The sequence below is a fragment of the Leptolyngbya sp. KIOST-1 genome (genome assembly GCF_000763385.1).
Lineage (GTDB): Bacteria > Cyanobacteriota > Cyanobacteriia > Phormidesmidales > Phormidesmidaceae > Nodosilinea.
This window is the reverse complement of the sequence record NZ_JQFA01000004.1, coordinates 210193-223002: the sequence shown is the minus strand read 5'-3', so window position 1 is coordinate 223002 and position 12810 is coordinate 210193. Positions and strand designations below refer to the sequence as shown.

The following is a 12810-nucleotide window of genomic DNA, read 5'->3' as shown; positions in this document are numbered from 1 at the left end:
TTTCGGTAATTTCAACTACTTAATATAAAGCTCAATTTTAAACAAGCAAAGTGAATTTAAAAGAGATCGTGTTTTCCGATGCAGTTTGCTGATTCAAGCGGTAACTTTTCGGGAAAGATAGGGTTGTATCTCAACGCAGCTTTTACGTTTTGATTAGAACCATTGCGATGACCTACGGGGTAGTTGGTCACTATAACGTTGCCTTAGTCAGCTTGTCTGTCGGTGTTGCGGTATTGGCGTCGTTTACCACCCTGAGCATGGGGCGGCAAATTCTGGCTATCGATCGCCACCAGTGGCCCTGGCGAATTGGCGGGGGGCTGGCCATGGGTATTGGCATCTGGGCCACCCATTTTATTGGCATGCTGGCCCTGGAGTTGCCAATGGGTATCACCTACGATGGTTTGACCACGGGGCTGTCGCTGGTCTGTGCGGTGGCGGCGGCCAGCCTGGCGCTGACAGTGGTCAGCCGATCTAATTTAAGCTGGCTGGGCATTGGAGCGGGCGGTTTGGTAATGGGTTTGGCGATCGCCTCAATGCACTACATCGGTATGGCCGCTATGGACATGGCCGCTCACCTCGGGTACAACTGGCCTCTGGTCTTGCTCTCGGTGGCGATCGCGGTGGTCGCGTCAACCCTGGCCCTGGCGTTAAATCGTTGGCCCAAGGGCTACCTGGGCCTGGGTCAACCCTGGTTTGCCCAGATGGCGGTCCCGACTCTAGCCACGGGCATCGGTGGACTGCACTACACCGCGATGGCAGCTACCGCCCTGCAGCCCGACGATCTGGCCCCAGACCCGGGGGCACTGCCAAATTTAGATCCTCGCTGGCTAGCCCTGGTGGTGGGGCTGGGGGCTGCGGTCATGCTGCTCATTGCCCTGGGGGTACTGCGGGCCGATCGACGGTTGGCCCAGCAGCGTTTGCAGGCGGTCGCCCTGGCCAGCAGCGAACAGCGCTTTCGGGCGCTCATCCGCGATATGGCGGTGGGGGCACTGTTGCTCAATGACCGCGCCGAAATCCTCATCTGTAATCAGGCGGCGCAGCTGCTGCTCCACCTGCCCGAGGTCGACGACAGCTCGCCCCAGCAATTTGGTCAGGCAGGCTACATCCAGCACGAAGACGGCACCCCGTTTCGGGCGGCAGAGCTGCCAGTGCAGCGCGCCATTGCCCAAAAACAGCCCCTGGGCGAAGTGGTGATGGGCGTCAGTGCGGCCGTCGCCGATCCACCCCGCTGGCTGCTGGTCAATGTGGACCCCCAGCTGAGCGACAGCGGACAGGTCGAACGGGTGGTCTGCACCTGTAGCGACATCACCGTGCAAAAGCAGGCGGAGGTGGCGGTTCGATCGGTGGCCAACCGGGAAAAAGCGGTGATGCAGATCGTTCAGCGCATGCGCCAGACCCTTAATTTGGAGGCGATTTTTGCCGCCACCACCGAAGAACTACAGCAGGCCCTCAGCTGCGATCGCGTCTGGATCTACCGCTTCAACGCCGACTGGAGCGGCCGCGTGGTCGCCGAATCGCTGACCGATGTCACCGCGCCTTCAACCCTGACGGCGCAGACCGTGGAGGGCTCCCTGCTGGAGCAGGACGACTGCGGTGCGCGGGCGCTCAGAAACGGCAACTTCGACAGCGGCTACCTCCTGTTTGAAGATACCTACCTGCAGGAAACCCAGGCCGAAACCTACCGCCAGGACCACACCTACCACTGTGTCAACGACATCTACACCGAGGGCTTTAATACCTGCTACCTCGCGTTTTTAGAGCAGTGGCAGGTGCGCGCCTACGTCATTGTGCCCATCTTTGCCGGCAGTCAGCTGTGGGGGCTGCTGGGGGTCTATGCTCACAACCGGCCGCGGACCTGGACCCGCAACGAAGTCAAGATGGTGCTGCAGGTGGGGACTCACCTGGGTACGGCGGTGCAGCAGGCCAATCTTCTGCGGCAGACTCAGCAGCAGGCCCAGGCCCTGGCTATCGCCAAACGGGCGGCCGATGCGGCCAGTCAGGCCAAGGGCGACTTCCTGGCCAGTATGAGCCACGAGCTGCGTACTCCCCTCAACTCCATTCTCGGCTTCACCCAAATTTTGTCCGACGACGACAGCCTGGACGAAACCCACCGGGACCTGATTGCCATCGTCAACCGCAGCGGCAACCACCTGCTGGGGCTGATCAACAACGTGCTGTCCCTGGCCAAAATTGAGGCCAACAAGATTACCCTCAACGAAGGGGCCTTCGACCCGCATCAGCTGCTCCAGACTGTAGAGGACATGCTGCAGCTCAAGGCCGAAGCCAAGGGCATTCAGCTACAGCTGGTGCAGCCCCCCCGGTTGCCCCACCAGCTATGGGCCGATGAAGGCAAACTGCGACAGATTTTGATCAACCTGATTGGCAACGCGATCAAATTTACCTCCCAGGGGCAGGTTGTGGTGCGGTGGTCGCTGGTCGAGATGGCCCCGTCCCCGGTGCAAAATGCTCTAGGCGAGGAGGCTAAGCCCTACCAGCTCACCATTGTGGTGCAGGACACCGGGGTGGGCATTGACGCCGGTGAACTGGACCACCTGTTTCAACCCTTTCAGCAGACCCAGTCTGGGCGGCGATCGGCGGAGGGTACCGGTCTGGGGCTATCGCTCAGCTACAACTTCGCCCAGCTGATGGGGGGAGACATTACCGTCACGAGTCAACCGGGGGCGGGGTCTACGTTTGTGGTCAGTCTGCCGGTGGGGGCCACCGTGATGGTCAAAGACTTCCCCGCCGGGGCCAGCGCCACCGATTCGTCGGTAGAGCCGGGTGTTTTGCACCTGGCTCCCGACCAGGCCACGCCCCGAATTTTGGTGGTGGACGACGTGGCCGAGAGTCGACTGCTGATTCGTCACTGGCTGGAGGCGGCTGGTTTTGAGGTGTGCGAGGCCAGCCAGGGAGAAGAGGCGATCGACCTGTGGCAGGCGCTGCGCCCCCACCTGATCTGCCTTGATATGCGCATGCCCGTGCTCGATGGCTATGGCGTGGCGCGTCGCATCCGCGCCCTGCCGGGAGGGGATACGACCACGATCATTGCGGTTACCGCCAGCGTGTTTGAAGAGCAGCGATCGGACTGCATTGCGGCGGGCTGTAATGCTGTGTTGCCAAAACCCCTGCAGCGGCAGACGCTGCTGGAGCACATTGGCCGCAGCCTGGGCTTGACCTATCGTTCTGTCCATGAAGCGGGCAACCTGTGCCCAGGCGGTTCCTCGTCCAGTGGCGGTTCGCCCAGCTCCAGGGCTGTTTTGTCTGACCGCAAACGGTCCTGGCCTGGCGACTCGCGCCCCTTGACCAGGGCCGACTTTAGTGCCCTCGATGCCGACTGGCTGCGCCAAATGCACCAGGCGGCCCAGGCCGCTGACGATCGCCGCGTGCGGCAGCTGATCGCCCAGCTACCCCCCGAGCAGGATCCCCTGGCCCAGCGCCTCTACCGGCTGGTCAACGACTTTCGCCTCGATGTCATCATCGACCTCACCGTTCCCTCCTCTTCCCTTTCCCTGTAGCCGCTTGAACCTATGACTACCGCTGTACCCTCTTTCTATAAGGATGCAGAGATCAAAGATGTCGATATTCTGCTGGTCGATGATATTCCCGACAACCTGCGGGTGCTGTCGACCATTCTGGAATCCGAAGGGTACCGCTGTCGGAAGGCCATCAGTGGAACCCTGGCTCTCAACGCGATCGCGCTGGCTCCCCCCGACCTGATTCTGCTCGACATCACCATGCCCACCATGGATGGGTTTGAGGTCTGTCGACAGCTCAAGCAGAGCGAGAGCACCCGGAACATTCCAATTGTTTTTCTCACGGCCCGCGATGCCGAAGCCGAAAAAGAACAGGCCTTTGGCCTGGGAGCCGCCGACTACATCGTCAAACCGTTTATGGCCTACGAGGTGCTGCTGCGGGTCAAGCACCAGCTGGCCCTGCGGCGACAGCAGCAGCAGCTAGAGCGTCAAAATCAGCAGCTCCAGGCCGAAATTCAGGAACGCCAGCAGGCCGAGGCCGAACTGCGCCGCCAGCGTCAGCGCTCGGAGGAGCTCTTGACCAACGTACTGCCCTTTCAAATTGCCCAGCGGCTCAAGGAGCGGGAGCAGGCGATCGCCGACCAGTTCGACGCCGTCACGATCTTGTTCGCCGATATTGTCGGCTTTAGCCCCGTGGCAGCCCAGCTGTCGCCCTGCGAACTGGTGCACCTGCTCAACCAGATGTTTTCCCGCTTCGATGAGCTGGCCGCCGTCTACAAACTCGAAAAAATCAAAACCATCGGCGACGCCTACATGGTGGCCGCCGGGGTACCGGCTCCCCGCCCCGACCACGCCCAGGCAATCGCTCAGATGGCCCTGGATATGCAGGCCACCATCAGCGACTTTCGGCGGCCCGACGGGCTGCCCTTTCAGCTGCGGATTGGCATTAACTCAGGCAGCGTGGTCGCTGGGGTGATTGGCATTCGCAAGTTTATTTACGACCTCTGGGGCGACACCGTCAACATCGCCAGCTTCATGGAAACGACGGGAGAGGCGGGCAAAATTCAGGTGTCAGCGCTGTCCTACGCCCACCTCAAAGACCACTTCACCCTCGAGCCTCGCGGTCCGGTGGGCCTCAAAAATGGCGAGCGGATGACCACCTACTGGCTGGTGGCCCAGGCCCAGTCGCCTGCCTGCCCGCCCCCGGTGATCACTTTGGAGTATCCCCCGGGGCCGGCGGCCCTGTGCTGCGGCTAGGCCATCTGATCAGCGCTGGCCCCCACTTCCACAGGCACTGGGACGGGCTGTCGGGTCGCATTCAGCGCCGCGTTCACCAACCCTAGAAAGAGGGGATGGGGGGCACTGGGACGCGACTGAAACTCGGGGTGAAACTGGCTGGCGATAAAGAAGGGATGGCTGGGCAGCTCGATAATTTCCACCAGGCGGCCGTCGGGCGAGGTGCCGCTGACGGTATAGCCCGACTCGACAAACAGGTTGCGGTAGGCGTTGTTAAATTCGTAGCGGTGGCGGTGGCGCTCGTAGACCACCTCTGCCCCGTAGAGGCGGCTGGCCAGGGTATCGGGGGCCAGCCGACAGGGGTAAAGCCCCAGGCGCATGGTGCCGCCCAGATCGACCACGTCCTGCTGCTCCGGCAGCAGACTGATCACGGGGTTGGGGGTTTCGGGGGTAAACTCTGAGCTGTCGGCTCCGTCGAGCTGGGCCACGTGGCGAGCCCACTCCACCACCGAGCACTGCATGCCCAGACACAGTCCCAGAAAGGGAATGCCCCGCGATCGCGCGTATTCGATCGCCTGCACCTTGCCGCCAATGCCGCGGGAGCCAAACCCCCCCGGTACCAGAATGCCGTTAACGCCGCTGAGGTGAGCCTCCGGGCCGTTGAGTTCGATATCTTCGGAGTTGATCCAGCGCACGTTGAGGGCAGCCCGGTGGGCGATCGCCGCGTGGCGCAGCGCCTCTACCACAGACAGGTAGGCATCGTTGAGGCTGACGTACTTGCCCACAATGGCGATGTCGATGGGTTGACTGGAGCTGTAGAGCCCCTCCACAATAGTTTCCCACTGGCCCAGGTGGGGCTGCCGCTGGTCCAGCGCCAAAATCTTCAGGGCCTGGTGGGCCAGCCCCTCGTGCTCCAGCTTCAGGGGCACTTCGTAGATGCTGCTGGCATCCTGGCAGGTAACCACCGCCTCGGCGGGCACGTCGCAAAACTCGGCAATCTTTTCCTTCATCGGCTGGGGCAGCGGGCATTCGCAGCGGCACACCAGAATGTCGGGCTGAATGCCGATCGATCGCAGCTCTTTAACCGAGTGCTGGGTGGGCTTGGTCTTCAGTTCCCCGGCGGAGGCAATCCAGGGCACCAGGGTGACGTGCATGTAGAGCACGTCCTGGCGGCCCACATCCTTGCGAAACTGACGAATGGCCTCCAGGAAGGGCAGCGACTCAATGTCGCCGACGGTGCCGCCAATCTCAGTAATCACCACATCGGGGTTGGTGTTGCGCGCCACCCGGTGAATGCGCTCCTTGATCTCGTTGGTGATGTGGGGAATCACCTGCACTGTGCCCCCCTGGTAGTCGCCTCGCCGCTCGCGGTTGATCACCGCCTGGTAGATGGAGCCCGTGGTGACGCTGTTGAGCCGCGACATGGCGGTGTCGGTGAAGCGTTCGTAGTGGCCCAGATCGAGGTCGGTCTCGGCCCCATCTTCGGTGACAAACACCTCCCCATGCTGAAAGGGGCTCATGGTGCCGGGGTCAACGTTGATATAGGGGTCCAGTTTAAGAATCGAAACCGAGTAATCCCGCGATTTGAGCAGTCGGCCCAGGCTGGCGGCAACAATCCCCTTGCCAATACTCGACACCACGCCACCGGTCACAAACACAAACTTCGTCATAGCAACTCTACCCAGACCCCAGGAGCGTTAACCCGTTAATTGTGCCACAGGGGCCGGGGGATTCGTGCTGATTCTAGACGCCTTCTGGGGCTCACGCTGGGGAGAACACAGCCTGCGACAGCCTGGTCTAGGCGCCGGGCGCACCCTCGCTGGTGCCCGCTTCGGGCTGCACTCGACGCTGCACCGAGTCGCCGTGGGAGGGGAGTCCCTCGGTTTCGGTCAACACCGCGATCGCGTCGGCCACCTCTCGCAGCGCCTCCGGCGAGTACTGCATCAGGCTGGAGTGCTTCATAAAGGTTTCGGTCGAGAGCGGCGAGGCATAGCGGGCCGCCCCTGAGGTGGGCAGGGTGTGGTTGGGACCAGCCAGGTAGTCGCCCACCGCCTCAGGGGTGGAATGCCCCAGAAAGATCGCGCCGGCGTGGCGAATGTGCTCTAGCAGGTCCCAGGGTTCGGCCACTTCCAGCTGTAGGTGCTCCGGAGCAAAGCTATTAGATAGCTCTGCGGCCATCTCTAGACTGTCGACCACGACCGCCAGACCGTAGTTTGCGATCGCCTTTTCGGTCAGGGTCTGGCGAGGGTGCCCCGCCAGCTGGCGGTCAACCTCGGCGGCCACCCGAGTCGCCAGGGACTCGCTAGTGGTGATCAAAATCGCGGCGGCGATCGGGTCGTGCTCCGCCTGGGCCAGCAGGTCGGCGGCCACGTGGGCCGGGTTGGCGCTCTGGTCGGCAATCACCAGCACCTCCGACGGCCCCGCCAGAGAGTCGATGCCGACGGTGCCAAACACCAGCTTTTTCGCCAGCGTGACGTAGATGTTGCCGGGGCCGGTAATCACATCTACTGCCGGAATCGTCTCGGTACCGTAGGCCAGCGCCGCGATCGCCTGGGCACCCCCCACCCGATAAATTTCGGTAATGCCCGCCTCCTGGGCCGCCACCAGCACCGCCGGATTGACCACACCGGCCTGACCGGGGGGCGTCACCATGACCACCTGCCCGACCCCAGCCACCCGCGCCGGGATCGCATTCATAATCACAGTGCTGGGATAGGAGGCTCGCCCGCCGGGCACATAGATCCCGGCTCGATCAACCGGGGTGTAGCGCTTGCCCAGCACCACGCCATTGTCCTCGAAGCGAACCCAGCTCTGGGGCACCCGCTGGCGGTGAAAGGACTCAACGTTTTTGCAGGCCAGCCGAATGGCATCCAGCAGCCCCTTGCTCACCTGCTGGTAGGCGGCATCCAGCTCAGCACCCGAAAATCGGAGGCCATCGGCGGCCAAAGTCACGCCGTCGAAGTCCGCCGTGTACTGCACCAGAGCCTGATCCCCCTGGCGTCGAACCGAATGTAAAATTTCTCGAACTGTGGCTTCCTTATGAACGACCTGGTCGTCGTGGGTGCGGGCACAGATGCGTTGTAGCTCTGTTCTTGCCTCAGGTAGCTGATGGGTGATGCGCAGCATTACAGCCAAGAATCCAGATAAGCCAGCAAGGTGCGATGGGCCAGGGTCACCGCTGCGGAGCGGCAAAACACCCCGGAAAGGCAGTCAACACCTGCGTTCTAACATCCTAGTCGATCTCCAGACTAATTTGGTAGCCAACCCCAGTATTCAATTGCACCATTTGGTCCCAATTGGTGCTAACATACTTTATCCGAGTCAATTAATCCTGTTAAGCTAGGGCGAACTGTGGCAAACATCAAGTCTGCACTCAAACGAATTGCAATTACCGAGCGGAATCGGCTTGAGAACCGATCCTACAAGTCGGCGGTCAAGACCCTGACCAAAAACTACCTCTCTGCTGTGGATGCCTATCGTGCCAACCCCAGCAGTGCCGATGCCAAGCAGCAGGTCGATGCGACCATGGCCGCTGCCTACAGCAAAATCGACAAGGCCGTTAAGCGCGGCGTGCTTCACCCAAACACTGGTGCCCGTAAAAAGTCTCGTCTGGCTCGGGTGCTCAAGGCTCAAGAGGCGACAGAGGCCGCGTCCTAAGGGATTCTCTCGGGTTCCAGGCCCGCCAGAGCTGCCTGCCGTTTCTTGTCGCTGCATTCGTTATGCCTTTGGTTGATACCCACGTACACCTCAACTTTGATACGTTTGCTGGGGATCTCGACGCACTAACCCGGGCCTGGAGGCAGGCCGGGGTTTTGGCTTTGGTGCATTCCTGCGTCGAGCCTGGGGAATTTGCGGCCATGCAGGCGATCGCCGACCGGATTCCAGAGCTGTACCTGTCGGTGGGGCTACATCCCCTCGATATGGACAAGTGGACCAACGGCACCGCCGATCAAATTGCCGAGCTGGCTACCTCCGATCGGCGAGTGGTCGCCATTGGCGAAACCGGGCTCGATTTCTTTAAGGCTGATGACGAAGTCGTGCAGCGCGAAGCCTTCTGGCAGCAGCTGACCATTGCCCATCGGCTGGGTTTGCCCGTCATTGTCCACTGCCGCGAAGCGGCCCAGGCAACGGCTGAGGTGATTGAGCAGTTCCAGCGCCAGGTTGGCCCTGTCACGGGCGTCATGCACTGTTGGGCGGGCAATCCGGCCGAGACTGAGCGGTTCCTTGATCTGGGATTTTACATCAGCTTCAGCGGCATTGTCACCTTCAAAAACGCTCACCAGGTCAAAGCCTCAGCTCAAATGGTGCCCGCCCATCGCCTGCTGGTGGAAACCGACTGTCCCTTTCTCAGCCCCGAGCCCCGACGCAAGGAACGTCGCAACCAGCCGGCCTTTGTCTATCATGTGGCGGCCTACCTGGCAGAGCTGCGCCAGGTCGACTTTGAAGCCCTGGCGCAGCTGACCACCCGCAATGCTGTGACCCTGTTCAAACTGCCTGACCTACCCGAGCCCTCCCAGCGGCTCTCCGCTGTCCCCCAACCGGTAACCGTTCCGGCCAACGGCTAGACCGTTTGCCTGAGACCCTGGGGCGATCGCAGTTGGGCACCCCATGCCAAGCTCCAAATTGGCCTTCGTGGCCCACCCAATCCCGATCGCCCAAGTTTTTCCCGCTCCCCCCGAGATGCGTCGTTACACCCTGACCCATCTCCCCCTGGCCGACCTGCACTAGGAGACCCATGACTGAAACCACCGTTTACCAAAATCCTCCCAACTTCGTTCTGCCCGACCTGGTCGAGATTCAGCGGTCTAGCTTTCGCTGGTTTCTAGAAGAGGGTCTGATCGAAGAGCTGGAAAGCTTCTCTCCTATCACCGACTACACCGGCAAGCTAGAGCTGCACTTCCTGGGTAAGCAGTACAAGCTCAAAAGCCCCAAGTACGACGTTGACGAGGCCAAGCGGCGGGATGCTACCTACGCCGTGCAGATGTACGTGCCCACTCGGCTGATCAACAAAGAAACCGGCGAAATCAAAGAGCAGGAAGTCTTTATTGGCGATCTGCCCCTGATGACCGATCGCGGTACCTTCATCATTAACGGTGCCGAGCGGGTGATCGTCAACCAGATCGTGCGTAGTCCTGGGGTCTACTATAAGGCCGAAACCGACAAGAATGGCCGCCGCACCTACAACGCCAACCTGATCCCCAACCGCGGGGCCTGGCTCAAGTTTGAGACCGACAAAAACGACCTGGTCTGGGTGCGGATCGACAAAACTCGCAAGCTGTCAGCCCAGGTGCTGCTGAAGGCGCTGGGTCTCACCGACAACGAGATCTTTGACTCCCTGCGCCACCCCGACTACTTCCAAAAAACCATCGAAAAAGAGGGGCAGTTCAGCGAGGAAGAGGCCCTGCTGGAGCTGTACCGCAAGCTGCGCCCCGGTGAACCCCCGACGGTGGCCGGTGGTGAGCAACTGCTGCACTCTCGTTTCTCCGACCCCAAGCGCTACGACCTGGGCCGGGTGGGCCGCTACAAGCTCAACCGCAAGCTGCGCCTCAACGTGCCCGACGCCACGCGAGTGCTGACCCCCACCGATATTCTGTCGGCGATCGACTACCTGATTAACCTCGAATTTGATATTGGTTCCATCGACGATATCGACCACCTGGGCAACCGCCGGGTGCGCTCCGTCGGTGAACTGCTGCAAAACCAGGTGCGGGTCGGTCTCAATCGCCTGGAGCGGATTATCCGGGAGCGCATGACCGTTTCCGACTCCGACTCTCTGACCCCGGCATCGCTGGTCAACCCCAAACCTCTGGTGGCGGCAATCAAAGAGTTCTTTGGCTCCAGCCAGCTGTCCCAGTTTATGGATCAAACCAACCCCCTGGCGGAGTTGACCCACAAGCGCCGCATCAGCGCCCTTGGCCCCGGTGGTCTGACCCGGGAGCGGGCCGGTTTCGCCGTGCGCGACATTCACCCCTCCCACTACGGTCGGATTTGTCCCATCGAAACGCCGGAAGGTCCCAACGCCGGTCTGATTGGCTCCCTGGCCACCCATGCCCGCGTCAACGAATTTGGCTTTATCGAAACGCCGTTCTTCAAGGCGGAAAGTGGTCGCGTCTTTAAAGACGTCGAGCCCATCTACATGACCGCCGACGAGGAAGACGACCTGCGGGTGGCCCCTGGAGATATCGCCACCGACGAAAACGGTTACATCATCGGCGATACAATTCCGGTGCGCTACCGCCAGGACTTCACCACCACCGACTCCACCGAGGTGGACTACGTGGCTGTGTCGCCGGTGCAAATTATCTCGGTGGCCACCTCGCTGATTCCCTTCCTGGAGCACGATGACGCCAACCGTGCCCTGATGGGCTCGAACATGCAGCGTCAGGCGGTGCCCCTGCTGCAGCCCGAGCGCCCTCTGGTGGGTACTGGCCTGGAGGCTCAGGCGGCCCGCGACTCCGGCATGGTGATCATCAGCCGCACCGACGGCGAGATCGTCTACCTCGATGCCGATCTAATTAAGGTGCGCGATCCCGAGGGCAATGTCCACGAGTACGAGCTGCAGAAGTACCAGCGCTCCAACCAGGACACCTGCCTCAACCAGCGACCGATCGTGTTTCCCGGTGAGCAGGTGCGGGCGGGTCAGGTGCTGGCCGATGGCTCGGCCACCGAAGGGGGCGAACTGGCCCTGGGGCAAAACGTGCTGGTGGCTTACATGCCCTGGGAAGGCTACAACTACGAGGATGCCATTCTGCTTAGCGAGCGCCTGGTGTACGACGATATCTACACCTCCATCCACGTGGAGAAGTTTGAGATCGAGGCGCGGCAGACCAAGCTCGGCCCTGAGGAGATCACCCGAGAGATCCCCAACGTTGGCGAAGACGCCCTGCGTCAGCTGGACGAAACCGGCATCATCCGCATTGGAGCCTGGGTTGAGTCGGGCGACATTCTGGTCGGTAAGGTGACCCCTAAGGGAGAGTCGGACCAGCCTCCGGAGGAAAAACTGCTGCGGGCCATCTTCGGTGAAAAGGCTCGCGATGTGCGCGATAACTCCCTGCGGGTGCCCAACGGTGAAAAGGGCCGCGTGGTCGATGTGCGGGTATTTACCCGGGAGCAGGGCGATGAACTGCCGCCGGGGGCCAACATGGTGGTGCGGGTCTACGTGGCCCAGAAGCGCAAGATTCAGGTGGGCGACAAAATGGCCGGTCGCCACGGCAACAAGGGAATTATTTCCCGCATTTTGCCCATCGAAGACATGCCTTACCTGCCCGATGGTACCCCCATTGATATCGCCCTCAATCCCCTGGGTGTACCCTCTCGTATGAATGTGGGTCAGGTGTTTGAGTGCCTGCTGGGCTGGGCGGCCGAAAACCTGGACGCCCGCTTCAAGGTGATTCCCTTTGACGAGATGTACGGGGAAGAGGCCTCCCGCAACTCCACCCACGGCAAGCTGATGGAGGCGCGGGAAACCACCGGCAAGGACTGGATCTTTAACCCCGACGACCCCGGCAAAATTGTGCTGCGGGACGGTCGCACGGGCGAGGCCTTTGACAAGGCGATTACGGTGGGCAGAGCCTACATGCTGAAGCTGGTGCACCTGGTCGATGACAAGATCCACGCTCGCTCCACAGGTCCCTACTCGCTGGTAACCCAGCAACCCCTGGGCGGCAAGGCCCAGCAGGGCGGCCAGCGCTTCGGCGAAATGGAAGTGTGGGCGCTGGAAGCCTTCGGGGCGGCCTACACCCTCCAGGAGCTGCTGACGGTGAAGTCTGACGATATGCAGGGGCGCAACGAGGCCCTTAACGCAATTGTCAAGGGCAAATCGATCCCCCGGCCCGGCACCCCTGAGTCCTTTAAGGTGCTGATGCGAGAGCTGCAGTCCCTCGGCTTAGACATCGCTGTGCACAAGGTCGAAACCCGCGAAGACGGCACCAGCCGCGATACCGAGGTTGACCTGATGGCCGACGTCAACAGTCGCCGCACCCCCTCGCGTCCCACTTACGAGTCCATTGCTCGGGATGAAGAGCTAGAGGAAGTAGAGGACTAGCCCATCCCCCTCTGTTCCCAGCACGCTGACCAGGCTCTCCTGGGAACAGACACCATC

Annotated in this window: 7 protein-coding genes; 5 read left to right on the top strand and 2 right to left on the bottom strand. The window is 61.4% G+C overall.

Going from position 1 to position 12810, the window contains the following annotated elements; translation table 11 throughout:
* Nucleotides 1-167 precede the first annotated feature (167 nt).
* Both NF78_RS18010 and NF78_RS18005 read left to right on the top strand, forming a co-directional pair.
* The gene (locus tag NF78_RS18010; RefSeq protein WP_081972748.1) at nucleotides 168-3515 is read left to right on the top strand and encodes an MHYT domain-containing protein; all 3348 of its coding nucleotides are present in this window, start codon (nucleotides 168-170) and stop codon (nucleotides 3513-3515) included.
* A 12-nt stretch (nucleotides 3516-3527) separates the two neighbouring features.
* Nucleotides 3528-4730 (top strand): adenylate/guanylate cyclase domain-containing protein, encoded by a 1203-nt coding sequence (locus NF78_RS18005; protein WP_052050712.1) that lies wholly within the window; start codon nucleotides 3528-3530, stop codon nucleotides 4728-4730.
* On the opposite strand, the gene NF78_RS18000 is transcribed toward NF78_RS18005, so the two are convergent.
* Both NF78_RS18000 and hisD read right to left on the bottom strand, forming a co-directional pair.
* Nucleotides 4727-6379, bottom strand: coding sequence for a CTP synthase (locus NF78_RS18000; protein WP_035990548.1), 1653 nt, complete (start codon nucleotides 6377-6379; stop codon nucleotides 4727-4729). The genes NF78_RS18005 and NF78_RS18000 overlap by 4 nt on opposite strands.
* Nucleotides 6380-6506: 127 nt before the next feature.
* On the bottom strand, nucleotides 6507-7835 hold the full coding sequence (gene hisD / locus NF78_RS17995) for a histidinol dehydrogenase (RefSeq protein ID WP_035990546.1): 1329 nt from the start codon (nucleotides 7833-7835) through the stop codon (nucleotides 6507-6509).
* Between the two features lie 225 nt (nucleotides 7836-8060).
* On the opposite strand from hisD, the gene rpsT reads away from it, so the two are divergent.
* The 3 genes from rpsT to rpoB all read left to right on the top strand — a co-directional run bounded on the left by rpsT (nucleotide 8061) and on the right by rpoB (nucleotide 12753).
* The gene (gene rpsT / locus NF78_RS17990) at nucleotides 8061-8366 is read left to right on the top strand and encodes a 30S ribosomal protein S20 (protein ID WP_035990545.1); all 306 of its coding nucleotides are present in this window, start codon (nucleotides 8061-8063) and stop codon (nucleotides 8364-8366) included.
* Nucleotides 8367-8428: 62 nt separating this feature from the next.
* Nucleotides 8429-9274, top strand: a complete 846-nt coding sequence (locus NF78_RS17985) for a TatD family hydrolase (RefSeq protein ID WP_035990543.1) — start codon at nucleotides 8429-8431, stop codon at nucleotides 9272-9274.
* Nucleotides 9275-9444: 170 nt separating this feature from the next.
* Nucleotides 9445-12753, top strand: coding sequence for a DNA-directed RNA polymerase subunit beta (rpoB, locus tag NF78_RS17980; RefSeq protein ID WP_035990540.1), 3309 nt, complete (start codon nucleotides 9445-9447; stop codon nucleotides 12751-12753).
* Nucleotides 12754-12810: the final 57 nt, after the last annotated feature.